Here is a 24,591-nt window from a genome sequence, read left to right on the forward strand (position 1 = left end):
TTTTGAGGGGAGGCGCTCTATTTATGCAAGCGACATGTCTTGGTAATCCACCTCACCCGATGGACCCAACCGAGGTGTTATGTAGACAGTGTGGCGCTTTACGAGCGGGGTTTGCACTCGGAAGCTATCAGGTACAATCCCTGCTTGGTATGAGGCCTGGCTGTCAGGCGTATGCCGCAAAGGACCAGACCGGACGTACGGTGGTACTCAAACTGTTCTCGTCTCATCGGGTGCCGCTTCATAGCTGGTCGGTGGCGGAAAATATCGCCTGGCAGATCAGGAAGTGGCAGCATCCCGCCATTCACCCGATTCTCAACAGTACTCAGTGGACCCCTGATCGTTCGGCCTCAATCTTCTATTATGTGTCGATTCATGATTATGTTCCGGGAAACCTGCTTCATCTGCTCGCCTTTTATGCCCGCCAGCAGAAACAACAATTTGTCAATCAGCAAATGTTGGTATCAATGCTGTTCCCATTGCTCCACCAAATAGGGCAGGCTCTCAGTTTTGCCCATGAGCAGGGGGTATGGCATGGCGCACCGATGCCGACGAATATTCTGACCGATGGCAAGGGACAGGGCAAACTGGCTGATTTCGGCTTTGCGCGCCTGATCCCGCCGACTTCCCCTTATCTTCCACCGGAATGGGGACAGGGCGGCCCGCGCTCCGCAGAGGAAGCGATTCTCAGTGATCAATACATCTTTGCGTTGTTGTGCGCTCAGGTGCTTGTTGATTTCTGTAAGCTTCATGATCCAATGCTGCGCATGATGCTGCAAAAGGGCTTTCATCGGCAACCGGAGCAGCGCTACCCGACTGTGCAGCATTTTCTTCAAGAGCTTGATGGGCAGCTTCGTCGCGGCACACCGTCACAATCAGGAGTTTCGTTCTCGCAGATGTCACCGTCGATGTCGCAGATCTGGCAGTGGTCTCCGTCGCGCTCGCTCTCGCTCGATACGCCGTCAATGGAACGGAAGGCTCCGCAGGCGGCTTCACCCACTCATCGTGAACTGATGATTGAGGGCAACAAGCTGTATCGTCAGGGACGTTTTGAGGAAGCGATCAAGCGCTATCAGCAGGCGCTCAAGCTGGATCCGCGAAACGCGACCCTCTGGACTTCAATCGGTGATGCCTCCTTCGCGCTCGAACTCTACGCTGAGGCGATTCATGCATACGATCAGGCGTTGATGTATGCGCCGCGAGATCGAGATATCTGGATGAATAAAGGGGCGGCTCTGGAAGCGATGGGACGGAAATCTGACGCCAACAAGTGCTATCAGCAGGCACAGCTTTTAGAGGAAAATGAATAAATGGTCCGATCTTCCGCTATTCCCCCGGGCGGTGGATGGATTTCTCTTTCTGCTTTATCTGGATTGGAGTTTACGCAGTCATAGCCCTCTATGAGAGTAGATAACGTACATATTTTTGTATACTTTCTTCAAGTGAATCATGCTTATTTTCTATAAAAAGATAAGGAAGCGCATCATGAAATGGGCACTCAATATACCGACAACTGGTGTGTATGCGGATGCCGCCCGCAGGTTCGGTTGGCTCAGGAAGCGGAAGCAGCAGGCTGGCATGGCTCCTTTCTCCGGGATGTGTTGCCAGGAGGTGGGGCTTGATCCCTGGATCGCATGAACAGCAATCGCACTTCAGATCTCCTCGATCACGTTCGGGATGCTGGTTCATCGAGGAGTTTCATGAGCGGATTCGCAGTAGATCATTCGCCATCCAGTACAGGAGAGACGCCCGCAAGCGCCTCTCCTTTTTTCTACCCGGTGTACTCTAAAAGAGCTATGCGTCCCCATCAATTATACGGAAGGTGGTCAGTACGGCCCCGTGATCGGAGGGATATCGTTCCGGATGGCTCTCGATGACGAGCGAGGCAAGCGGTTGCAGGGTTGCGCCGCGTTGAGTTGTATTGCGATAGTAGATATAGTCGATGCGGTCATGCGGGTCGGCGGGCGCAATGGGTGACCAGGTGTACCCTGGCTCTGCAAGCGGGTCGGGATGGATTTCACGATAGGAATCGCGGAACCCGGCTTGTTCCATTGCCTTGCTGACTGGCCAGGGCAGGACGTGACCTCCATGTTGGGGCGCGGTTGTGTCAATCCAATCCAGATGTGAGCCGCTGTTAAAATCGCCGCCGATCAGGATAGGCTCGGGCAGCCTGTGAGCGGTGCGGAGTATCTGGGTGATCTCTGGAAAGCGGTACTGATTTTCTCCGGCCAGAAATTGTTGTATGGTAAACGGGCGCCCGGCCTTGATATCGCCAAGATAGTCGGGGAGGTAATGCAACCAGATATTCAGGCAGTGCAATGAGAGGTCGGACCGCAGCGCGATTCGAGCACATCCACTGAAAAAGGGGTCAAAGACCGGTACCGTACTCAAAATAGGGTAGCGACTCATGATAGAGAGGTTACGACTCCGCAAATAGAAGTAGTAGCCAAGCGCCTCCGCGATGCGGGGACCGGAGCCATAGGTCTCCTGTATGGTGATAATGTCGGCGTTCGCTTGCTGAATCAGCTCGATGGTGCGATCAACTCCCTGTTCCTTCCCGGTTTCGCGGCCCCCGTTCCAGATGTTAAAGGTCATGACATGGAGCGTGTCACCACAGATCGGCGGCTGATGTCGGGGCGCTGCAAGCTCTTCTGCGCCGAGCATCCGGGCGTAAAATGAAAGCTCATATTCAAGCCCCTGATGCTCGTCTCCGATCAGCAGATATTCGGCGCTCGTCAGGTTGGGAAGCGCGTCCAGATGATAGATCGCCACATTCAGGCCGTCGTAATAGAGCCAGATTTCAGCGCGACGAGCGGAAAAACAGCAGGCGAGCTGATGCCATTCCTCATCAAGGATGGGCTGGCGTGCAGGCGTGGGATGATAGCTATAGGCGCTCTCACCCTGTCTGGCCTCCCAGAACCATGAACCGTTCTCCTGTATGCCAAGCTGCCAGCGGATCTGTTCGTCAATGAGGGTGGCAAGAAGCGGGTGTTGGCGGGCCTGTGGTGCGCCTCGAAGCCGAAAGAGAAGGGAAAAGTCCTGACAACCGTTGAGGGGGTTGACGATTTTGAAGGGAAGTGATGAGCGGGTTGTGAGATGTCCATAGGGGACGTGAATCTGTCCGGTACGATCAATTTGAAGCTGGAGTACGGGCCCGGGTTGCTGTTCCATCGTTGTTCTCTTTCTTCCTTGTCTGGATGGGTTGCTATGCAGGCAGTATATCATACTTTCTAAGGAAAGGGAGGAGCTCCTTTCCTCCCTTTTTTGCGTATTACGAGGCACTCGCGGCGCGCATCAGGTTGTTCGTGCCGCGCAGGCTGAAGAACAAACAGAGCGCTGCTAGAAGCGCCAGTGGGATGTAACCGAGCGTGTACGCTCCGGTCATCGTTTTGATCATGCCCATCACAATTGGTGGGAAGAAGCCTCCCAGGCCGCCCGCGGCACCGACCAGCCCGGTAACGGTGCCCGCCTCTTTGGGGAACTGTTGTGGAACAAGCTTGAACACCGCGCCATTCCCGATACCGAGCAGCAGCGCGATCAGCAGGAAGCAGATGGTCAGAATGGGCATGGTTGGCTGAAAAGCAAGGATCAGCGCCAGCACGGGCAGGCCAGTGAAGACGATTCGTACAAGCAGTCGGGCGCTGACTTTGTCGGAGAGCCAGCCGCCAAGCGGGCGGGTAAAGGTCGCGGCCATGACGAAGATTGCAGTGCGGTTGCCTGCGTCGATTTTATCCAGGCCGAAATTGTCGATCAGCAGCTTGGGCAGGTACAGGCCAAAGGCAACCAGGCCGCCGAACGTCACGAAGTAGAACAGGCTGAGCAGCCACACCTCTTTGCGCTTGAGCAGCGTTAACTGTTGCCTGGCTGACTGCTTTTTTGCTCCGGCCTGGGGGGCGTCGGAGACCAGCAGGTAGAAAGCAAGCGCCATCACCAGAATAATGATTGCGCCGGCCCAGAAGTTCGGGCGCCAGTTTCCGGCCAGCTTGCTGATCTGGGGCGCAAGCGAGGCGCTGATAGCACTGCCTACATTGCCAATACCAAAGATGCCGATGACGAGTCCCTGACGTTCGGGCGGGAACCAGGAGTTCACCAGCGGCACGCCAACAGCGAAACTACTGCCCGCCACGCCAAGGAGGAAGCCCCAGAGCAAGAAGCCCCACAGGCCAGTGCTGGTCGTCATGCCAAGCAGGGGAGCGGCGGTGAAAAGGAGCAGGAATGTCATCACGCGGCGGCCTCCGAAGCGGTCGGTGAGCAATCCCATCGGGATACGAGCCAGAGACCCCAGGATGACCGGAACCGCGAGCATAATGCTTACTTCTATTTCTGATAAATGAAATTCCTGCTGAATTTGGGTGGCCAGGGGTGACAACAAAGACCACACAGCGAACGTGATCGTAAACGAGAGCGTCGCCATGAGTAAGGCTATCCAGGCTTTATATTTTGGCAAGATAATAATCTCCTTTTCAGGTACATTTTTTTTAGTAAACGGCGGGTTGTGCTGGTTTAGAGTATAAAAAATGGTGATTACAAGAGCGTCACAGGAATACCGCTGTTTCTCTCAAAATGCTCACATGTATGGGAATCGCGCTGATACGGGTCTGTGATCTGGTTGTGATCATGGTGTGAAAGGCTGTGACCATAGCGTGATCTCTTTCGATTATTGTTATAAGTATCTTATCTGGCTTTCCCGGTAAAACTGATTGTAACTTAAAATAGAAGTATGTGCATCTCTTTCTGAAGAATAAAGGAGATTAGAGAAGGATGGAGCCAGAACATATTGCTCCCCCTCCACGACCGCGGATGCATAAGGGCGCGTTTGCGGTTGCGACCCTTGTGACTGGCCTCGTGGTAGCTTTGATTATCGTAGGCTCAAGAGGGCTGCGTGATTTTGACTCAGCTCTGATCGGGTATGCAGTGGCGTCGTTATTCGCGATTGCAGTGCTGCTGTATCGGTATGTCCTCTGGATCCTGCGCCCGCCGACAGGGCGGTACTTTCGTGCCGGTTGGTCTTCCTTTTTTTCGTGGCAGAACTTCCGGCGCTTTACGACGCTCGTGCCTCGGGCGTTATGGACCGATATCTTCGCACAAACGTTTATTCTCAAGCGTAGCCTGTATCGCTGGGTTATGCACATGTCGCTCTTCTGGGGCGTGCTATTGTCGCTGTTCGTGACGATTCCGCTGACGTTTGGTTGGCTGCATTTCACGCTTGAGGGGGTAGATACCTATCGCATCTGGTTTTTCGGTCTGCCGTTGTTCACCTTCCCGGTTGAGGCGGGTATTGGTTTCGCCTTTTTCCACGCGCTGGATATCACCGCTTTTCTGTTGATGGTAGGAGTGGTGATGGCGCTCTGGCGGCGGCTTCGTGACTCTGGTCTGCTTGCAACACAGCGCTTTGGCTTTGATATGGTGCCGCTGGTGTTGCTGGCGGCGATCGCGATCACTGGACTGGCTCTAACGGCGTCCTCGATGTGGTGGGGCGGTCGTTTCTACTGGTTCATTTCGTTGACCCATCAGGTAACAGTGGTTGCCTGGTTCCTGACGCTCCCGTTCGGGAAGTTCTTTCATATCATCCAGCGTCCCGCGAGTATTGGCGTCACCCTCTATCAGAAGGTAAACCAGGACAGGGAGCGCGGCGAGCAGCAGACGGTGGGCGTGTGTAAGCGCTGTGGTGAGGAACTGCCCTCGCAACAGTTTATTCGAGATCTCAGGGCTGTGTTGCAAGATTTAGACCAGAACTATGATCTGGGAGCTCATGACAACCTGCATGAGTACTGTCCTCGCTGCAAGCGGGTGTTGCGCGGTCAGGCGTATTATGCAATGATGAAAAAGCGCTTTGTGTGATGGAAGGAGAAGCAGGAGCATGTCTGTTAATAAAGATGTTTTTCAACAACGGAACACAAATACTGACTTTCAGTCTCATGGGCTGAAAGACTGGGATGCTCACTCGCGCACGCCTGAGACCTTGATCCCCACCCATTGCAGCTTTTGCGGTGTGCAGTGCGGTATGTATCTGAAGGTGCGTCAGGGGCAGGTGATTGGCGTCGAGCCGCGCAACTACGCGCACAATCGTGGCTCGCTCTGTCCGAAGGGCGTGGTAGCCTACCAGCAGGCAAATCACCCGGACCGTCTGCGCTACCCGCTGATACGGCGTGGCGGCAAGGGGTCGCCGCTGGAACGGGCGACCTGGGATGAGGCGCTCGATTATATCGTGAGCAGATGGCAGGATCTCCAGGGGCAATATGGAAAAGATGCTATCGCGATCTACAGCGGCTCATCGATGACAAACGAGAAATGTTATGCAATGGGGAAGTTTGCGCGTGCGGTGCTTGGAACGCGGCACGTCGATTATAATGGACGTCTGTGCATGTCTTCGGCTGCTGTGGCATATGCGAAGGCGTTCGGTATCGATCGCTCTCCCATACCGATGACCGATATTCCTAATGCGGATTGTCTGGTTGCGGTCGGCGTGAACATGTCAGAGTGTTTTCCGGTGATGATGCAGTGGGTCTGGCGGGCGCGGGATCGTGGCGCATCGTTGATTGTGCTTGATCCTCGGGAAACGCCACTTGCTCGTACGGCTGATCTCTGGCTCCCGGTGCGCTCGGGCACTGATATGGTTGTGCTGAACACGATGCTGAATCTGCTCATTCAGGACGGCATGATTGACGAGGAGTACATCCGCGAGCGCACTGTTGGATGGGAGCAGGTACGCGAGACGGTCGCGAAGTACACGCCAGAGGAGGCGCAGCGTATTTCGGGCGTCCCGGCTGAGCGCATTATTACGGCAGCCCGCATGTATGGCCGGGCGGCGACCTCGCTGATTATGCATGCACGCGGCATTGAGCATAGCTCGCATGGGGTCAATACCTGCCTTGCCTGTACCAATCTGGCGCTTGCTCGCGGGCAGGTTGGCAAGTTGGGCGGCGGCACAATGATGGTGACAGGCCAGGGCAACGGGCAGGGCGGTCGCGAGATGGGACAGAAGGCCAACCAGCTTCCGGGCTATCGTCATATCGATGTTGATGAGGATCGTCGCTTTATTGCTCAGGTGTGGGGCATTCCGGTTGAGGAGATGCCGTGGGAAGGTGCGGCAGCCACCGAGATGATTCATCTGATGGCGAAGGGCGACATTAAAAGCTGCATGATCGCCTGCTCGAATCTGATGGTCTCGCTTCCCGATAACCAGACAGTCAAGCGCGCTTTGCAACAACTGGATCCATTGATTGTGGTCGATTTCTTCATGTCTGAAACGGCTGAACTGGCTGATGTAGTGCTGCCGGCGGCGGTCTGGTGCGAGGATGAGGGCACGACGACCAATCTGGAAGGCCGCGTTGTGAAGATCAACAAGGCGGTTGAGCCTCTGGGCGAGTCAAAGGCTGACTGGGAGATTCTGGTTGAGCTTGCAAAGCGCATGGGGAAAGAGCGCATCTTTTCCTATCGTTCTGCACGCGACATCTGGAACGATCTGCGAAAGGCGACGAAAGGTGGTTCTGCCGACTATTCAGGTATGAGTTGGGAGAAGATAGATGAGGAGCAAGGAATGTTCTGGCCCTGCCCCGATGAAGGGCACCCGGGCACGCCGCGCCTCTTTACCGAGCGCTTCGGCCACCCGGACGGCAAAGCGCGGTTCATCGCGGTAGAGTATCAGCCGCCCGCAGAGGAGCCCGGCGAAGACTTCCCCTTCCGCCTGACAACCGGGCGCGTGGTCTATCACTACCTGTCGGGCAACCAGACACGCAGACTTGGCTTCTTGAATGCGCAGGCTCCGGAACCGTGGGTTGAGATTCACCCGCAGGCCGCCGCGAAACTCGGGATTCAGAATCATGATCGGGTGCGCATCACCTCGCCCCGCGGATCGATGGAGTTGCAGGCGCTGGTCGTGCCGACGATCCGCCCCGATACGCTGTTTGTACCCTACCACTACGGGCATGCGGAAGCAATCAATCAGCTTACCAACCCTGCCGTTGATCCGACGGTTAAGATCCCTGAATATAAGGCCTGCGCGGCTCGCATTGAGCGCATCGACGCGCCTGAGAAGGAGGGCGGTACAGGGTATACGGTGAACTATAACCCGGAAAATATGCCTGCGATGTTCCCTTATGCCGTTGGCGAGACTGGTAACAAGAAGATCAAGGAATGAGAAGAGGTACAAAATGGCGATAAAGACCATGTTTGTCGATCCCTCACGTTGCATCGGATGCCGTTCTTGTGAGGCCGCCTGCCGGGAATGCGAATCGCATAAGGGCGAAAGTATGGTCATGGTCGACTTTATTGACCGAGAACTCAGCGTGGCGACACAGCCCACGATCTGTATGCATTGTGAAGATCCGCTGGCCCCGTGCGCACAGGTTTGCCCGGCGCTGGCGATCCTGGTGACTGATGAGGGTGTGGTGCAGATGGCAGAGCCGTCGCGCTGCATTGGCTGCCAGAACTGCGTGTATGCCTGTCCGTTTGGTGTGCCGAAATTCGATGCGAAGGCGCGACTGATGAAGAAGTGCAACCTGTGCTATGATCGCACCTCACAGGATCTCACCCCGTGGTGCGCGCAGGTCTGCCCGACTCAGGCGCTCTGGTACGGGACATATGAGGAGTTTATGCATCAGCGACAGGGCAAGCCGGTAAACATCACCAATTTTGGCCCGCAAGAGGTCAAGACGCGCGTGTACTGGGTGCTGCCCGACGAGAGCGAGCCGCTCAATATTGCTGATCTGCTGGATCAGGTGACAAGTAAGGAGAAACAGACAGGAGAGGAACCGTGGGTTTTATAGAGGACAAGGAAGCTGAGAAGCGCCCTCGGCGGAAGATTACCCGCTGGCAGGCATTGTTCCCCTTTCACTGGGATGCCGATGCGTTTGTGATGCGCCGTGACCTGTTGAGATTGGCTGTGCAGGCATCTGGAGCCTTTTTTGCTGTCACTGCCGGGCTGGCCGGACTGGGAACCCTCTGGCCACGGAAGGCCCGGGGAGCGCGACGCCCTATTATTGAGGCTGCGAAGCTGAAGCCGGGAGATGTCCATTACTTCTCCTATCCGACGGAAGAGGATCCGGCGATGCTGCTCCGTCTCAAGGATGGAAAATTCGTCGCCTATAGCGGACGTTGCACTCATCTCTCCTGCGCTGTCTACTATTCGCCGAAAAAGGAACAGTTGATCTGTCCTTGCCATGATGGCTGCTTTGAGGCGCGGAGCGGGGTGCCGCTTGCCGGACCTCCTCAGCGACCGCTGCCACGTGTGGTGGTGCAGGAAGATGGTGGCATGATCTACGCTATAGAGGAGCAACCACGATGAAGAAATCTGTGCTGCCTTTAAGTGAAACAATCGGGGGCAGTTCGGCCCGACCTCCGCACGGAATGGGGGCGATCCTGCTGGCTGCTCTGCTGCTCGGGATTCTGCTGATGGGCCTGCAACTCTGGCTGCTGACGATCGCGCTGGATCTCTACCTCTCGGGTCAGACCGCAGGCATCTGGGAACTGGCGGCGTTGTCCGGGGTCATTTTTCTGGGCGGCGTGCTGTTACAGATGGCGCTTCGGAAGACCATTACAGGCCCCTGGAATCGGTGAAATGCACAGGTGTGCTGCTGTGACATGCAGCGGCGCACCTGCTTTTTGTATTCTCATCAGCGTCGTATTTTGCAAGTAGGCGTATAGCAAGAAACAGGTACGCGTCAGTGCTCTGGTGCAGGCTGTTCCTGGTAGGGCTCGCTCTTTAGCTATCGCTCATTTCGGCTGTTCGGTTGTCGGCTCGCCGCTCATAGCGCTTGCAGGGCCGAATCAGTGCGGAATGGCTCAAAGGTGTGATTCTGCTGCACCCAGGTGGCGACCTCGGGTTGAAGGCGACGCGCTTCATGCAAGAGGGTGACAGCTTCTCGATCTGCGCCTGCTTTCATGGCGATCTCGGCCTGCTGGTAGATTGCACGCCCAAGCTCGTTGGCGGGCAGGTCGCGGCGGCGCATAATGCCAATCATGCGATCGTAGAGGTGAAGGGCGTCGTCACATTTGCCCTGCTGAAGCAAAAATGCAGCTATGTGCCTGTATGAATGTTTGACGCCGGTCGACAGGATCTGCGGCCAGAGGGGTTCGCCCTGTAACGAGGGAAAGTGCACAGGATCGCTGAGCTGCTCTTCAGGCAGATATTCAACCAGCATCAGCAGCTCGCGGAAGGCATTTTCTGCCTGCATTGCAACCGTCTCCCAGGTGCGCCGTTGAGCTGCGGCAAAGATGCGAGCATTCAGCGCGTCTGTCTGCTCTGCTGAGTTGAGGGAAGTGGGAGGGTCTCCGTGCTCGGCCTGCTGGATGTGCTCGCTTGTACGCTCTTTCCAGGCCGAAATGTGGGCCAGTACTTCCTTCGCGGACCAGCGTTCCACCGTTCCGAGGGCCTCCTTTTCGGAATCGCTCAATGTGCTGATCCAGCTTAATTCCTCTTCGCGAGCCAGATGCAGGAGGGTAAGAAGGGTGGCTTTCGGGAAAAACGGTGGCATTATTTGGAATGTCCTTTCTGCTGTCCTGTTGCTGTGTTTATTGTATTCTGGAGGTACAAGCAGTATATCATAGAGAAGCAAGAGAATGCGAATTATTTCGTTGTGTATCAGTATGTCTCACGCGGGTTCGAGAGGCGTAATGGGCGCTTTCAGGCTGGATAAAAGCCTGTTCTGAGCAGAGATGTCGGTAGCCATTCCGGGCTACTGCTGTGCGATGAGCGCGCGAGCCGTCTGTTCGACGCTCTCCAGGCGGTCAAAACAATGATTCTCGATCATATCCAGATTGTTCAGACGCTGGACCTCGTTGAGTGGCTCATGAAGCAGGCTGTGAAGCCACGCCGCCAGATTGCGCAACTGGAGGCGATACGTATAGTAGGCGAGCAGGGCCATATTCCACTGAAAAGGTGCCTCATAGCCTGCCGCGAACGCGCTGAAGTCGGGCTTGATGAAACCGCTGTAGAGGTATGCGTCCCGCTCTGGTGGCGCGATAATGGCTGCTTCCCAATCCAGAAAGGTGAGTCGCTGCGAGGACGTACGAATAATATTGCCGCCCCAGGGATCACCATGACAGAGCACTCTGTGTGTGGGCTTCTGGCGCGCCTTCTCGGCATACGCGTCGCTCTGTTCGAGGAAGGCGTCTATCTGTGTGCGGCGTGGCTCGACCAGTGCTCGGAGCTGTTGCAGAAAGGGCGGGCTCGCTGTCGTGATGGCGTCCAGCGCGGCCAGGTTTTCGCGTAGCTCCTGATCGAATGGGGCTGTGAGGTCGTCGGGTGGGACATGGAGCCCCTCGGGAGGCCTGACGGTATGGAGTTGTGCGAGGGCGCGCCCGATCTGCCCGACCAGTTCGCGCGACATGGGATAAGCATTCGCGAGCGTTTCGCCCGGGATGAAGGTGTAGAGCGCGAAGAGCAGCGGCCCTGTATCTGCCTGGAGGGTGCCGCTTGTGGTTGGCAGAGGAAGCGGCGCGTCAAGCGCTTCGAGGTGCATACTGGCGATGGTGCGCTGCTACGGAAGCGAGAACTGCATCCGCTCGGCGGTTCGACGTCCGGTTGCGGTGCGCCGATCAACGATTTTCAGATAGGTTGTGGAGTCCGCTTCTACCTGATATGAATAAGCAGAATCACCTATCGGGATGAAATGCAGGTCGATTGGCTCAAGTTGCCAGTACTCCCGCAAGATGGAGCGAATCAGCTCATTACCTTCAGGCAGCGGTTGTTTCACCGGGGGCCTCTTTCAAACGAGCCATGCGTGATGACTCAGGGACGTCTTCAGGCGTGATAATCGATGACGATCGCGGTCATGTCGTCGGGCTTGGCGCGGAGGATGACACGATTCTCCGCGCGTGAGCGCTGAATAGCGGCGTCCACGAGTGCCTGCGCTGCCTGCGCGATCTCGGTATCTCGCAAAATACGCTCTATTTCCTGATTGGTCAGGTTGTCGTGAATGCCATCAGTGCAGAGCAGGAGGCGCATGCCCGGCGTGAGTTCGCGGGTTCCAGTGTGCACACCCAGGTGCTGCGCGTCGCCTAAGGCCTGTGTGATGCCGTTGCGGCGCTGAAAATAGAGATATTCGGCGTCGGAGAGCTGATCACGGCTTGTGGCCTGTTCAATGCGCTCGGCATCTTCTGCGGTGACGTAGCCCTTCTGAAGCAGGAGGGTCAGATAGCTGTCATCCTGAGTCAGGCAGGTGAGCGGCTGATCCGGCGAAAGGAGATAGAGCCTGCTATCACCGACTGAGGCATAGGCCAACGTATAGCCATCAGCATGAGGGCATAGAGCTGCAATCGTGGCTGTAGTCGCCTGACTCTCAAGGCGTTGAACACCGGCACGTTGCAGACCATCCTGACGGATTTGTTCGTGCGCCTGTTCAAGGAGCTCGCGGAGCCGGGTGGTGACATCGTCCGGTGCTGGCGAGGTGGCGTCTGTTTGCCAGTGCGTAAAAAGGCGTTCCCAACCCTCCTGGATGACGCGAGCGGCGATCTGTGACGCGATCTCTCCGCCCATGCTTCCACCGACGCCATCAAAGACGGCGGCAAAACCCCGCTGCTGATCGGCGATCAGTTGATCTTCGTTGCGTTCCCGGTGCGTATCGCTTGCGACGCTGTGTGCTGTAAATAGAAAAGTCGCTTGCTCAGGTTGGTTCATGCCCCTCTGCCTTTCTGTTCCCTTTATACTTGTTCTCTTGAGAAAGAGCCAGCCTTCTCTGTCTTTCCGGGGTTGATTGCGGCGTGCGATAACAGGGCTACTGTTCGTACTGTTCAGACGTGAGTAGCATGTTCTATTCTCTTTATGAATGTGTTCCCATTTTAAAGCGAGCTACAAGAAATGTCAATCGTTTTCTGGTTGTGCCTTGAAAAGCAAGCTGGCAGGCGGGAATCTTCGTTGATTCCTGTCGCGGCGATCTGCTTTCTTGCTTTCGAGTAATACTGAAGCCGAAACGAGGGAATTCCAGGCTTCCCTGAAGCGAGATGTAGAACTCATCCGTATTCCTAACAAGACCAGGGATGCATACTCTGCCATACCAGTATATAATGAAAAGGCTTTTATGGAGAATGCGTATTTTTCCTGCCGGTGAAAAGGAATAATAAAGAAGCATCATGGTCTAAAAGGAGGCGGTATTGATCGTATGATGCGCAATGAACACCCTGCATCCTCTCTTGATTTTCTGGCAGGTGGGGGCGAAATGGGAGAGCGTATTCGCTCGTTTGATTGGGCCTCGACGCCGCTTGGGCCTGCCGAGCAATGGCCACAGAGTTTAAAAACGATTGTCCAGATTATGCTTACGTCGAGTCAACCGATCTGGATTGGGTGGGGACCTGATCTGATCAAGCTCTATAACGATCCTTATAAGGCGATTGTTGGCGGCAAGCATCCTGAGGCTCTTGGTCAGCCCGTTCGCGTGGTGTGGCGCGAGATCTGGCCTGATATTGCCCCTAAACTGCGCACCGCAATGGAAGATAATGTCGGAACCTATGATGAGGCGGCACTGCTCATCATGGAGCGCTATGGCTATCAGGAAGAGACCTACTATACCTTCTCGTATAGCCCGGTTCCAGGTGATAATGGGGGCGTGGGTGGCATTATTTGTGCAAATACCGACGATACTGCCCGGATTATTGGAGAGCGGCAGGTGAAGCTGTTGCAGACACTTGCCGCCGAAACATCGGACGCACGTACGATTGGGGAGGCCTGCCGCTTGAGCGCCGAACTGCTGACCCGAAATCCGCAGGATATTCCGTTCGCGCTGCTCTATTTGCTCGATCAGGATGGGAAGCAGATGACGCTTGCGGGGACCAGCGGCATTGAGCGTCAGCATCCTGCGGTGTTTGAGCAGGTGGCGCTCGATCAGGATGCTCCCTGGCCGTTTGCTGAGGTGATGCGAACGCAGAAGCCCTGTCTGATTGACGATATCCAGCAGCGCTTTGGGGCCCTGCCTACCGGGGCATGGAAGAAAATGCCGCATCAGGCCGCTATTCTGGCGGTTGCTCCCTCGGGCCAGACTGGCCAGGCGGGCGCGTTGATCGTGGGCCTTAATCCCTATCGGCTCTTTGATGAGAGCTATCAGGGCTTCCTGAAGCTGGTATGCAGCCAGATCTCAAACAGTATTGCAAACGCGCAGGCATATGAAGAGGAGCGGAAGCGTGCTGAGGCGCTTGAAGAGATCGACCGGGCCAAGACGCTCTTCTTCAGCAACGTGAGTCACGAGTTCCGCACGCCGCTGACCCTGATGCTTGGACCAATCGAGGAGATACGCGACGATCCGAACACGGCGCCCGCCAATCGCGAACGAATTGAGGTCGCGCATCGGAACGCGCTGCGGCTGTTGAAGCTGGTCAACACACTGCTCGACTTCTCGCGGCTGGAGGCGGGTCGCATTCAGGCCAGCTATGAGGCGACTGATCTGGGCATCTATACCGCCGAACTTGCCAGCAATTTTCGTTCCGCGATTGAGAAGGCCGGAATGAAGCTAACGCTGGATCTCCCCGCGCTCTCGGAGCCGATTTATGTGGATCGCGACATGTGGGAGAAGATTATCTTGAATCTGCTCTCCAATGCATTTAAGTTTACCTTTGAAGGCGAGATCGCTGTGCGGCTTGAGGAGCGGCGCGACCATGTGGTGTTGCAGGTGCAGGATACTGGTGTTGGCATTGCGCCCGATCAGTTGCCGCTCATTTTCGAACGCTTCCGGCGCGTTGAGGGCGTACGGTCGCGCTCTTATGAAGGATCGGGAATCGGGCTTTCACTGGTGCAGGAGCTTGTCAAGCTGCATAAGGGTGAGGTCGAGGTGACAAGCACCCCGGGCAAAGGGACCACGTTCACCATCACGCTGCGGAAAGGGACGGCGCATCTGCCTGCGGACCGCATCGGAGCGACACGTACCCTGCAATCGACCGCCCTGAGCGCTGCCATCTATGTTGAGGAGATGAGCCAGTGGCTGCCTCCTGAGGAAGAGGAGCCGGCAGGCTTTCCGGCTGAAATTCCTGCCGGGGACCGCCCGCGTATTGTGCTGGCCGACGACAATGCGGATATGCGTGACTATATCTGCCGCCTGTTGAGCGATCGTTTTACGATTGAGGCCGTCGCGAATGGTAAGCAGGCGCTGGAGGCGATTCGGCGCGCTCGCCCCGAACTGGTGCTGACAGATGTGATGATGCCCGAGATGGATGGGTTCCAGCTTTTGCAGGCAATAAAGGCACATCCCGATACTGCTCGTATTCCCGTGATTATGCTCTCGGCTCGCGCTGGCGAGGAAGCAACGATTGAAGGGGTGCGTGCGGGTGCTGATGATTATCTGGTGAAGCCTTTCTCGGCGCGTGAGTTGCGGGCCCGCGTGATCACGCATATCAAGCTCGCCCGAAGCCGCTACGAGTCCGAGCGCAAGCTATTTGACCTGTTTATGCAGGCTCCGGCGGCCATCGTCATCTTGCGTGGACCGACATATGTGGTGGAACTGGCGAACCCGACAACGCTCGCGATCTGGGGCCGAAGCAGTGAGGATGTGCTGCATAAGCCGCTCTTCGAGGGACTGCCGGAGGTTCGCGGACAGGGCCTCGAACCGCTGCTAGAGGTCGTCTACACGACGGGGGTTCCCTACGTTGGCAATGAACTGAAGGTGGCGCTTGATCGAACCGGGAGCGGACAACTTGAGGATGTGTACTTTACATTTGTCTACACTCCTATGCGCGACGCTGTAGGGACGATCGAGGGGGTGATGGTTTTCGCGTTTGATGTCACCGGGCAGGTGCTTGCGCGACAGCGAGCCGAAGAGAGCGAGCTGCGTTTTCGGACGCTGGCCGATAACATCCCTAATCTCGCCTGGATGGCAGATCGAGGCGGTCGGATCTACTGGTACAACTCGCGCTGGTATGAGTATACCGGGACCACGCCCGAGCAGGTGAAGGATCAGGGTTGGGAGCAGGTTGTTGACCCGCAGGACCTCCCAGCTGTTCGGCGGCGCTTTCACCGGGCTCTCTATGAGCACGAGCCCTTCGAGATGGTGTACTCCCTCAGGGGCGCTGATGGCACCTATCGCCCGTTCCTCACACGTATGGTGCCGATTCGCGATGCAGAAGGTACTATTGTCCAGTGGTTTGGTACCAATACCGATATTACCGAGCAGAAGAGACTGGAGCGGCAGAAGGATGAGTTTCTCGGCATTGCCAGTCACGAACTGAAGACGCCTGTGACCAGTATCAAAGCGTATACGCAATTACTGGAACGTCGTTTCCGCAAAGCAGGGGATGAACGCGCCTCTGAACTCCTCAAAAAGATGGATATGCAACTGAATAAACTCACCTCGCTGATCGCCGACCTGCTGGATGTGACCAGGATTGAGAGCGGCAAGCTGCTGTTCCATCCCGCTCCGTTCGACTATAACTCGTTGATTCAGGAGGTGATAGAGGAGGCACAGCGCACGACCACTCGCCATACTATTCTGCAAGAGCTCGGGCCCTCTGTCACCCTGACCGGAGACCGCGAGCGCATCGGGCAGGTGTTGACCAACTTGCTGACCAACGCGATTAAATATTCGCCAAAGGCTGACACTATTTATGTGAAAACCGAGCTGAAGGACAATATGGTGATTACATCGGTGCTCGACTTCGGGATCGGTATTCCTGCCGAAAAGCAGCAGCATCTCTTCCAACGTTTCTATCGTGTAGAAGGTGAAACACAGATGACGTATCCAGGGTTGGGGCTGGGCCTGTATATCTCGGCAGAGTTCGTCAAACGCCATCACGGAACGATCTGGGTTCAGAGCGAAGAAGGGAAGGGGACGACCTTTTCGTTCTCGCTGCCGCTCTCGCTCGCGCCTGAGGAACACCTACTTGAGGGAGAACAGAGTGCATAATGTCACAGAAGAAGCGTATTCTGATTGCTGATGATGATCCTGCTATTCTTGATTCGCTTGAACTTATTCTTGAAGATGCAGGCTATGAGGTGATTACAACCGGCGATGGGGCAATTATTCAGGATCTGGTGCAGATGGGGCCTGATCTCTTGTTGCTTGACATCTGGCTTTCTGGCTGGAATGGAAAGGATATTTGCGCCACATTGAAACACAATGAACAAACGAAACATCTCCCGGTTATCCTCTTTTCGGCGAGCCGGGAGACGGAAGCGATTGCCCGAGACGCGGGCGCAGATGCGTTTATTACCAAGCCGTTTGAGCTAGATGATCTGCTCGATACCCTGGAGCAGCATCTGTAGCGGGGAGATCTCAACGGTCTCCCCATTGATCGCAATAGTCAAGCGAGATGCGGCTATCCTGAGCTTGCTGCCGATCGGAGTCACGGTAGAAGAAATAGGTATCGGCATCGAGTAGTAAGAAAGAGGTAGTAGGGTGTGTATGATCCACGGAAATCTGACAGAGAATCCCCTGTAGCGCTGCAAGCGCATGTCCATCGTATTGTTGATGTTTCTGCATAACGTGGCCCCTTTCTTCTGGTTGCATGCTTTTCTCTGAGTCTACCATGAAGCGGATCGGGCGGAATGGGTCATGTGTCCCATTTTGTCCTCAAGCGCAGGGTTGAGGCGACAATCAGCCAGAGGATAGCCCGTGAGTTGATGTGTCGCGCTGACTTTCCGGGTACACTGGCTCTCATGAAAGGGTACGTGTTGCCCCGTTCGTCCTGCGCAGGCGACGGCATACCCAACAGATCGTCAGGTAGCAAAGGCAATGCCGCCGCTTCGGAGCTCGACGCACGCCGGGATTACCGGAATACGCCACTCATGCAAATAGCTCGTCGGAATGCCTCCTGAGAGGTATGCGGGCGCTTCTGAAGCAGTGTACGCTATGGGTGAAGATGAAATAGAAAAGAAGGAGATCAGAAACATGGTCCATTTGCATGAGTTGAACTCGCAGGAGACAAAGCGTCACCCACAGGTGTTTTTCGGTCAGTTGCGCGAGGGGCGCGGCCCGTACTTTGTTGAGGGGCTGAACGCCTGGGTAACGCGAGCTATGAGGATGCGCTGTTCGTGTTGCGCGATCCCCGGCTGACGAAGGATCGGCGCAAGCTAGAGGCCGCACGTGACAAAGTATTAGCGGAACAGGCGCTCGAATACCCGCATCTGTTGCTGGTCGATCCGCCCGATCACTCGCGCTTGTGGCGGCTGGTATCCAAAGCCTTTACGCCAAAGATGATCGAGCAGCTTCGCCCGCGCATTCAAAAGAGGCCTGCTTGATGCCGTGGAGGGGCGCGACCATATGGATCTTATTGCTGAGTTTGCCTATCCGTTGCCGATCACGGTCATTTCCCGCAGTGAAACGGTGAAAAAGGGGAAATGCTGAGTGTAGTACTTCTGCATTGTTGCTATACAGAGAGCGAATCTGCTATGCTTATGGAATCTGGTTCGTTTTGTCGATGAGAGAGGAAAGATAGAGTGAATCTCCAGGCACTTTTTTCCGCACCCATTCTTGAACAAACGTATCTTGATCCCGGCTACTCGGGCCATGCAAGCGATGTCTGGCGTGTGCGGACAGCAGAGGAAGTGGTAGTTGTACGAATGCTGCGTCAGGGGCTCCCTGAGGTGCCATTCTGGTATGGGTGTCATGTATTGTTTGGTCTCGATCAACGGGCAATCTTTCAGCTTGAGCCGCTCAATCGTCTGCTTGCTCGTTTCTGTTCGCTGCCTGTTCCGCAGGTGTTGCGCAAGGGCACGCTGGAGGATCGACCGTATGTCATCGTCGACGCGATGCCCGGCGTTTCCTTTGAAACTTTCTCGGAACTGCCTGAAGAGGCACTGGAAGCTATGGGAGAGGAGTTCGCACGTTTGCATTGTGGTCGCTTCGACTGGTTTGGGACGCCCACTGGCAGTACGCGGTATGACCTCGCGGACTTTCAGACGCGATTGCAGGAAACACTGCGCCTGCTGGTTGAGCGATTTTATCAGCAGGATGAAGCGATCAAGAAGATGCTCCCCGCCGCCTGTGAGGCTGTGACACAGCTTCCGCCTCTTCACTATACCGTGCCCGTTCTGATGGATATGGATGCATCCCAGTTTCTGACCGATGGGAAGCGTATCACTGCCTTTGTTGATACAGAAGGGTATGCGATGGGACCGCGTGAGCTTGACTTTATCGGGCTGGAATATGTCTTTCAGCAGCGTGAGGCGCGGGCCTTTGCCCGGGGCTATGAGCGCGTTCTGAGCCTGCCCGAGATCGCGCCTGTACGCTTCGTCTATCGCTACCTGTATTGTTTGATGGAGGTGCAGGGCTCGGTCGCATTAGATCCCTGGATGCGCTATCCCGCTCTTTTTGCGTAATTGGTGGTATAAAAGAGTACTCCTGAAAAGAAGTGGTAGGCAATGGAATACATATAAATTATATAGAAATTATCAGGTATTCCTGAAATACGCAGAAGAGAGGTATGTTGATACTTCCCCCGCTTCAATGCGGGGGATTCTTCTTTCAGCCGGCAACCGTCTTGCCGCGATGCAGAACGGCTCGACGAGGTGCACGACGGGCCACGGCTTCCGCCGAGCAACTTGCCTCAACCAGTACCAGATCAGCCGGTTGACCGAGGCGCGGCCATTGTTGCTCACCCTGCGCGTTGACGGGCGTGAGGCCTCCAGTGATGAACGCAAGGGCTTCCGCAAGGTCTTCTTCCTGAACCATGCCCTGGGTCTCAGCGAGTCGGTTTGCTCGCTCAAAGATATCGCCGGTGCCGAATGGAGACCAGCTATCATAGACGTTATCACAACCAAGCGCGACATGGACCCCCGCTTTATGCAGCGTGTAGAGCGGCATCGGGATGCTCAAGGGGACACTTGAATTGATGCTGATGCCAAGCTCGACGAAGCGTTCGGCCAGGGACGCCAGCTCGCGGGTGTCGGCATCGGCGAGCGCGAAGGCATGGCTGATTGCTACTTTTCCCTGAAGCCCTGCCTGCTCGATCATATCGGCGAGCGTGCGAATCGTGTAGAGGCCCAGTTGTCCACGATCGTGCAGGTGCAGGTCGATGCCCGCGCCAAACTCAACGGCTATAGAGACCATTTCTTCTAGTGAGCGCTCAAGCTTGAGATCAACGGTGCCGGGGTCAACGCCACCGACCAGCGTCGCACCGAGCTTCATCGCCTCGCGGGTAAGCTCCTGAGAGGAGGAGCGGAGCAGGCCGTGCTGAGGGAAGGCGACTATTTCATACGTCAGGTTGTTCTCGTTCTCTGTCAGCACTCGCTTGACTGCTTCCAGATGGCGTAGCCCGTACGCCGGGGCAATGTCGACATGTGTTCTGACGTGAGTGGAACCGGCGCGCTGGATCATGCCCAGGAACTGCCGGGCGCGCTCCTCGATGGGAACCGGGTGATTGTTCAGGATCTCAGCCTCGATCGCGACACGTTCAAGGATGCTGCGAGCCGGTCGCGTAGGCATCCAGGGGCCGCCTAACAGCGTCTTATCGAGATGAATGTGGCGCTCAATGAAGGCCGGGAGCGCGAGGGCCCCCTGCGCGCTGACGCGCGGGTGCTGATCGTGTACGGTATCATTGGGCTCGATAGCGGCGACGTGCCCATCTCGCAGTAGAAGCTGGAACAGATCAGTTTTTGTGCGTATGCGATTTTCTTCTTGGACGCGGCCTGTTTCCAGTAAAACATCTGTAAGCCAATAGGCTGTCATAACAAACCTCCAACCAGAAATAGGGATGTGGTGGGCACATGGTATCACCCGATGAAGTTCCTCCTTAGTTGCCTGGAGGGGCCTGAGAAGCGCTTTCAAGCGAGCAACCACCGGCAAGCACTATGAGGAAGCGGAGGCGCTTGCCCTGTTCTTACTTTATCATACTCACTGAGAAAAAGCGAGCAGGCTCTATTTTGGATGTGACGTATAGGGGACAAGTGTTGTTCTGTTCCTTTGAGATAGAGTATAATGGCCTTGCCTGATGTGCTCCCTGATTCGAGGGAGTGGTCAGAAGAGCCTGTGCGTAAAGGGGGAATGCTGTGCCGAGACAGACTGCCTTCAAGCTGCTCTGGGAGCCTGCGCGTGAGCGTTACGTTGTTGATATAGCTGTTGATATTGCTATCAATATTGCTGGTGATATGACTGTACCATGTCAGCAGATAGAGGTAGAGAGTCAGGATTGGTTTCAGTGGTTAGAATATGTTCCCTCGTTCTCGTTTCAGGATCGACGCGGCTACACGTGTACTCTGCGGAAAGAGCGTGTCCAGCGCGGCGGAGCCTACTGGTATGCCTATCGTCGTCAGCAGCGAAAGATGGTCAAGCGCTATCTGGGCCATAGCAAGAACCTCACCGTGGCGCGTCTGGAGCAGGTCGCCGAGCAACTCAATATCCCGACAGAGACTCCCGAACTGACAGCAGAGCATGTGCAGGAGCTGCTGCGACAGGGGCGGCTGCACCAGGCGGCTGCGCTGTTGCGTCGGCTGCTGGAGGGCGCTGAGGCCGAGAAGAGCCGTCTCTTGCTGGCACAGAGCGAGATCGCATATGAATGGAATGATCTGTCTGCCGCCCGGCGTGCGCTGGAAGAGGGAATAGCCTGCGGTCGGCCAGAGGAGCAGCTTGACGGCTATGTTCTGCTGGCGCGGCTGGCTCTGGCTGAGGGGCAGATGCAGGAAGCCGAGCAGGCGCTACAGCAGGCGGAAGCACTTGCACAGCAGCTTCATGCGGCGTCGCTGGCACGGGTTGCCGGCATGCGGGCGCTGCTGGCGTTGAAGCAGGAGCAAAGAGAGCAGATGCTGCTCTGGGCGCAGGAGCAGCAAGCTGACGAGAACACCTCGCTCTTTGAGTCTCTGGTGCTGGCTCGCGTGTTGCTGGCGCAGGGGCGCATTGCTGATGCCACTTCCCTGCTCAAGCAGTTGGCCGTGCATCAGGAGGCGCGTAACGGCTCCCTGATCGAGATTCGGATGCTGCAAGCGCTTGTGGCCCATGCACAGACGCGGAACGAGGAAGCGGTATCGTTGCTGATGCAGGCGCTCTCACAGGCTGCTTCCGAGGGCTATATGCGGCTTTTTGTCGATGAGGGGCGAGTTATGCAGGAGCTCTTGCTGCGGGTGCGCGAGCAGCATGGACGCAAGCCCGCCAGCTTGCTACACTATCTTGATCGTCTGCTTGCTGCCTTTCCTCCCGCACCTCACCAAGCGAGCACACACGAGTCATTGAGCAAGCGAGAGCTGGAAGTGCTTGCCTTGCTGGCTCAGGGCTGTTCCAATCAGGAGATTGCCGGCAGGCTGGTCGTTGCTGTCAGCACGGTGAAGTCACATATCAAGCATCTCTTTGCCAAACTGGGCGTGCAGCGCCGCTCGCAGGCTGTCAAGAAGGCGAAAGCGGCGGGGCTCCTCGATGCGTGATCCGTAACGCAGAAAAGGGGAGGCGTCCGTTCCTTGTTGCGTTGCTTGAACAAGCATCCAGCGAAGCAAGGTTTGAACGGCGTCTCCTCCCATTCTCAAGCTGGCTCGACAAGAGCACTTCAGTGTCTCTACACCTGTTTTCCTACTTCTTCCTGTTCTTCTACTCTTGAGCCGCTCAGGCTGTGCTCCCTGTCACGAACCTCCAGATAAGGAGTATGTTTGCTCGCTTCTGAAGCAGGGAGAGCGTATTTCCCTTGCTGTAAGAGATCGCTTGACACCTCTTTGAAGAACGCCTATAGTAGGTGCAAAGCGCTCTATGCGTATTTCGTGCTCTTGGTTTTGGAAGGAGGTAGTATGAACGAAGCATGGATGCCGGTATCAGCGCCGCTGCTGAACCACAGTGATGACCCTCATACGCGTCGCGCCGCACTTGCTGATCTCCTCATGCAGGAACGATCCCCCTCTGCTGTCGCGCTCGCACCCGATGGGAAGCGGGTTGCGTTTGTTGTCACTGAGCCTGTCCCCGGGGCTCAGACGTTCAGCCGTCGTATCTGGCTTACCGATCTGGAAGGCAATGCCCGCCCGCTGACCACGGGCAAGCAGAACGAGCGAGAGCCGCGTTGGTCTCCTGATGGGCGGTGGCTGGCCTTTGTCGCGACGCCCGAAGGGCAGCAGAAGCCGCAACTATATCGAATCAATCCTGATGGTGGTGATCCCGAGCAGCTTTGCTCGATGCCGAACGGCGTCATGAATCTCGCCTGGGCGCCGGATGGAAGCCGTATTTCCTTTCTATCGCTTGAGGGAGAAGAGCCGAAGAGCGATCCGAAGGTTCTGGGCCCCGAGCGCTATTGCCGACTCTGGGCAGTGCGTCCCGGACATACAGTTCCGGAGCCAATCACGCCGCCCAACGTGACCGTTTTTGAATATGTCTGGTCGCCTGATAGCAAACAGGTCGCGCTGTATTACTCGCATGGTTCCGATTACACCGACTGGTATAACAGCGAGATCGGGGTGGTTCCCGCGAATGGCGGTTCTGTGCGGCAATTGACGCTGCTTCAGTGGCAGGCGCGGGCACTTGCCTGGTCGCCTGACAGCACCAGAATTGCCTATCTCTCAGGTCGATGGAGCGACCCCGGGCGTGGCTGCGGCGATATCTTCACGGTATCGGTTGCGGATGGGCAAACACGCAACCTGACGCCGGGGATTGATTGCAGCCCGGCCTGGTGTCGCTGGCTGCCTGATGGGCGCTCGCTGCTTTTCACTGCGGTCAAGCATGTGACGCATCAGATATGCCTGCTTGATAGCCAGAGTGGCAGGGTGACTGTTCTTGACGATGATTTTGCGATGTACTGGGATCAGCCGAGCCTCTCAACGACGCCGGATGGCCGGATGATGGCAACCACCCACTCGACGCCACAGAAGCCCGCTGATGTGTGGTATGGCACGCTGACCGAGCAGGGTATCAAGTGGCGACAGCTTTCGCGGCTCAATCCGCTGCTGGAGGCGCTAGGCGAGCCAGTGAAGACGGAGCGCATTCGCTATAAAAGCGTGGATGGTCGGATGATTGATGGCATCTTTATGCATCCGCTGAAGCCGCCCGCTGATGGCATGTTGCCGCCGCTCTTTGTGCAGGTGCATGGTGGACCTTCCGGGGCCGAGTGCGATTCCTGGAAGGGAGGCTTTTCCTTTATGGCCGCTACGGAGGGCTTCGCGGTCTTCCGGCCCAATTATCGAGGTAGTTGGGGACAGGGTGCGGCCTTTGCTGATGAGGTGCTGGGCGATATGGGCGGCAAAGACTTTCAGGATATTATGAGCGGTGTCGAGTACCTGGTGCAGCAAGGGGAAGTTGATGGCGAACGGGTGTGTATTGGCGGGTGGAGCAATGGCGGCTTTCTGTCTGCCTGGGCAATCACGCAGACCGACCGTTTTAAGGCGGCAATGGTGGGAGCGGGCATTATCGATTTCCACAATATGCATGGGCAGTCTAATATTGCGGATGCCGATGAGCTCCTGCTGAATGCCAACCCGCTCGATCAGCCTGAGGTGTACCGCGCATGTTCTCCGCTGACCTTTGCCGGGCGTGTAAAGACGCCCACGCTGATCCTGCATGGCGAAGCTGATGAAGCGGTTCCGGTAGCACAGGCATATATGTTCTATCGGGCGTTGCGCGAACGAAAGGTGCCCGTCGAGTGTGTTATCTATCCGCGTGAGGGGCATGGTTTCCACGAGTTTGATCATATGCGTGACTCGGTGTTGCGTGTAGTCGAGTGGTTCCTGCGCTACGTGTAGCCGGGAAGCGCGGGCTCACTGCTGCCCTGTCTCAG

General features: G+C 56.2%; 22 protein-coding genes. 14 read left to right on the plus strand and 8 right to left on the minus strand.

From position 1 onward, the window contains the following. Positions 1–23: 23 nt before the first annotated feature. Both EI42_RS11680 and EI42_RS32465 read left to right on the plus strand, forming a co-directional pair. Positions 24–1,307: a protein kinase family protein gene (locus EI42_RS11680; RefSeq protein WP_111322049.1), complete on the plus strand. Its 1,284-nt coding sequence runs from the start codon at positions 24–26 to the stop codon at positions 1,305–1,307. Between the two features lie 175 nt (positions 1,308–1,482). Continuing rightward, entirely contained in the window at positions 1,483–1,635 is a 153-nt protein-coding gene (locus EI42_RS32465) for a hypothetical protein (RefSeq protein ID WP_170142554.1), read from the plus strand. A gap of 156 nt (positions 1,636–1,791) precedes the next feature. Here EI42_RS32465 and EI42_RS11685 read toward each other — a convergent pair whose 3' ends face one another. After that, complete coding sequence (locus EI42_RS11685; RefSeq protein ID WP_170142555.1) at positions 1,792–3,168, minus strand: endonuclease/exonuclease/phosphatase family protein; 1,377 nt, start codon at positions 3,166–3,168, stop codon at positions 1,792–1,794. Positions 3,169–3,268: 100 nt separating this feature from the next. After that, positions 3,269–4,444, minus strand: coding sequence for an MFS transporter (locus EI42_RS11690; RefSeq protein WP_211326133.1), 1,176 nt, complete (start codon positions 4,442–4,444; stop codon positions 3,269–3,271). Between the two features lie 314 nt (positions 4,445–4,758). On the opposite strand from EI42_RS11690, the gene EI42_RS11695 reads away from it, so the two are divergent. Genes EI42_RS11695 through EI42_RS11715 form a run of 5 tightly spaced genes read left to right on the plus strand, consistent with a single transcriptional unit; the run spans position 4,759 to position 9,555 of the window. Further along, positions 4,759–5,838 (plus strand): MFS transporter, encoded by a 1,080-nt coding sequence (locus EI42_RS11695; protein ID WP_111322053.1) that lies wholly within the window; start codon positions 4,759–4,761, stop codon positions 5,836–5,838. 19 nt (positions 5,839–5,857) lie between these two features. After that, positions 5,858–8,137: a formate dehydrogenase subunit alpha gene (gene fdhF, locus EI42_RS11700; protein WP_111322055.1), complete on the plus strand. Its 2,280-nt coding sequence runs from the start codon at positions 5,858–5,860 to the stop codon at positions 8,135–8,137. Between the two features lie 13 nt (positions 8,138–8,150). Continuing rightward, complete coding sequence (locus EI42_RS11705) at positions 8,151–8,765, plus strand: 4Fe-4S dicluster domain-containing protein (RefSeq protein WP_111322057.1); 615 nt, start codon at positions 8,151–8,153, stop codon at positions 8,763–8,765. Further along, positions 8,753–9,283 (plus strand): Rieske (2Fe-2S) protein, encoded by a 531-nt coding sequence (locus EI42_RS11710; RefSeq protein WP_111322059.1) that lies wholly within the window; start codon positions 8,753–8,755, stop codon positions 9,281–9,283. The genes EI42_RS11705 and EI42_RS11710 overlap by 13 nt, the downstream gene beginning before the upstream one ends. Continuing rightward, positions 9,280–9,555, plus strand: a complete 276-nt coding sequence (locus tag EI42_RS11715; protein WP_111322061.1) for a hypothetical protein — start codon at positions 9,280–9,282, stop codon at positions 9,553–9,555. The genes EI42_RS11710 and EI42_RS11715 overlap by 4 nt, the downstream gene beginning before the upstream one ends. A 188-nt stretch (positions 9,556–9,743) precedes the next feature. Here EI42_RS11715 and EI42_RS11720 read toward each other — a convergent pair whose 3' ends face one another. The 4 genes from EI42_RS11720 to EI42_RS11735 form a co-directional block, all read right to left on the minus strand. Next, positions 9,744–10,472: a ClbS/DfsB family four-helix bundle protein gene (locus EI42_RS11720; RefSeq protein ID WP_111322063.1), complete on the minus strand. Its 729-nt coding sequence runs from the start codon at positions 10,470–10,472 to the stop codon at positions 9,744–9,746. 201 nt (positions 10,473–10,673) lie between these two features. Beyond that, entirely contained in the window at positions 10,674–11,459 is a 786-nt protein-coding gene (locus EI42_RS11725) for an aminoglycoside phosphotransferase family protein (RefSeq protein WP_111322065.1), read from the minus strand. Between the two features lie 18 nt (positions 11,460–11,477). Beyond that, on the minus strand, positions 11,478–11,693 hold the full coding sequence (locus EI42_RS11730; protein ID WP_111322067.1) for a hypothetical protein: 216 nt from the start codon (positions 11,691–11,693) through the stop codon (positions 11,478–11,480). 47 nt (positions 11,694–11,740) lie between these two features. Beyond that, a complete protein-coding gene (locus tag EI42_RS11735) occupies positions 11,741–12,616 on the minus strand; it encodes a PP2C family protein-serine/threonine phosphatase (RefSeq protein WP_111322069.1) in 876 nt (291 codons plus the stop codon). 481 nt (positions 12,617–13,097) lie between these two features. Between EI42_RS11735 and EI42_RS11740 the strand changes: the two genes are divergently transcribed. Both EI42_RS11740 and EI42_RS11745 read left to right on the plus strand, forming a co-directional pair. Beyond that, positions 13,098–16,820 carry an ATP-binding protein gene (locus EI42_RS11740; RefSeq protein WP_111322071.1) on the plus strand — a complete coding sequence of 1,241 codons (3,723 nt, stop codon included), beginning with the start codon at positions 13,098–13,100 and terminating at the stop codon, positions 16,818–16,820. Next, positions 16,820–17,179, plus strand: coding sequence for a response regulator (locus tag EI42_RS11745; protein ID WP_111322073.1), 360 nt, complete (start codon positions 16,820–16,822; stop codon positions 17,177–17,179). Before EI42_RS11740 ends, EI42_RS11745 begins: the two co-directional genes overlap by 1 nt. Before the next feature lie 10 nt (positions 17,180–17,189). Here EI42_RS11745 and EI42_RS11750 read toward each other — a convergent pair whose 3' ends face one another. Beyond that, positions 17,190–17,396, minus strand: coding sequence for a hypothetical protein (locus tag EI42_RS11750; RefSeq protein ID WP_111322075.1), 207 nt, complete (start codon positions 17,394–17,396; stop codon positions 17,190–17,192). Between the two features lie 408 nt (positions 17,397–17,804). Between EI42_RS11750 and EI42_RS32470 the strand changes: the two genes are divergently transcribed. The 3 genes from EI42_RS32470 to EI42_RS11765 all read left to right on the plus strand — a co-directional run bounded on the left by EI42_RS32470 (position 17,805) and on the right by EI42_RS11765 (position 19,234). Further along, entirely contained in the window at positions 17,805–17,969 is a 165-nt protein-coding gene (locus tag EI42_RS32470; protein ID WP_170142556.1) for a hypothetical protein, read from the plus strand. Further along, the gene (locus EI42_RS11760; protein WP_111322079.1) at positions 17,948–18,154 is read left to right on the plus strand and encodes a hypothetical protein; all 207 of its coding nucleotides are present in this window, start codon (positions 17,948–17,950) and stop codon (positions 18,152–18,154) included. The genes EI42_RS32470 and EI42_RS11760 overlap by 22 nt, the downstream gene beginning before the upstream one ends. A 198-nt stretch (positions 18,155–18,352) precedes the next feature. Continuing rightward, on the plus strand, positions 18,353–19,234 hold the full coding sequence (locus EI42_RS11765; RefSeq protein WP_111322081.1) for an aminoglycoside phosphotransferase family protein: 882 nt from the start codon (positions 18,353–18,355) through the stop codon (positions 19,232–19,234). Positions 19,235–19,379: 145 nt separating this feature from the next. Here the strand turns inward: EI42_RS11765 and EI42_RS11770 are convergent, their stop codons facing one another. Next, positions 19,380–20,582, minus strand: a complete 1,203-nt coding sequence (locus tag EI42_RS11770; protein WP_111322083.1) for an amidohydrolase — start codon at positions 20,580–20,582, stop codon at positions 19,380–19,382. Between the two features lie 320 nt (positions 20,583–20,902). On the opposite strand from EI42_RS11770, the gene EI42_RS32475 reads away from it, so the two are divergent. Both EI42_RS32475 and EI42_RS11780 read left to right on the plus strand, forming a co-directional pair. Next, positions 20,903–22,267, plus strand: coding sequence for a LuxR C-terminal-related transcriptional regulator (locus EI42_RS32475; RefSeq protein ID WP_111322085.1), 1,365 nt, complete (start codon positions 20,903–20,905; stop codon positions 22,265–22,267). A 354-nt stretch (positions 22,268–22,621) separates the two neighbouring features. Then, on the plus strand, positions 22,622–24,556 hold the full coding sequence (locus EI42_RS11780) for a S9 family peptidase (RefSeq protein WP_111322087.1): 1,935 nt from the start codon (positions 22,622–22,624) through the stop codon (positions 24,554–24,556). The last annotated feature ends 35 nt before the right edge of the window (positions 24,557–24,591 follow it).

Source organism: Thermosporothrix hazakensis (assembly GCF_003253565.1).
Lineage (GTDB): Bacteria > Chloroflexota > Ktedonobacteria > Ktedonobacterales > Ktedonobacteraceae > Thermosporothrix > Thermosporothrix hazakensis.